The 387-nt window shown below is 67.7% G+C and carries 1 pseudogene; it reads right to left on the bottom strand.

Features of this window, described 5'->3' with window-relative positions:
* Nucleotides 1-300, bottom strand: a pseudogene (locus RNC47_RS37375) (hypothetical protein); the annotation flags it as partial.
* Nucleotides 301-387 lie beyond the last annotated feature (87 nt).

The following is a 387-nucleotide window of genomic DNA, read 5'->3' as shown; positions in this document are numbered from 1 at the left end:
GATGATGACGTCGTCCCCGATGATCGCCTGCGGGTGGACGTACGCGGAGGGGTGGATACGGTCGTCGCCGACCAGGGCGAGAGCCTCTTCGTGCAGCTCCGGCCACCGGGCGAGGAAGTCGGCCAGGTCGTAGGTGTCCAGGCGTCCGTACGGGGTGGCGGCAAGCTGTCCGTAGGTGGGCGCGGTGACGTAATCGCCGAGCAGGAGCGGCTTCATGGTGTTCCGGCTTTCCGTGAGTTGGTCATGGCGGGAGGTCTTGAGGGTTTCGCTCTCGCGGGGCGGGACGGCGGTGTACGCCATACGGCACAGCGGGGCTGAACTCGGTTTGCCTAGATGGGCGTTGTCTGCGAAAGCCAGTCCGGGGCGGCCTGCGGCGTGCCCTGCAGC

This window comes from Streptomyces millisiae (assembly GCF_031845425.1).
In the GTDB taxonomy this organism is placed as follows: Bacteria; Actinomycetota; Actinomycetes; order Streptomycetales; family Streptomycetaceae; genus Streptomyces; species Streptomyces millisiae.
Note: the sequence above shows the minus strand (reverse complement) of the source record. Positions and strands in the feature narration are given on the sequence as shown.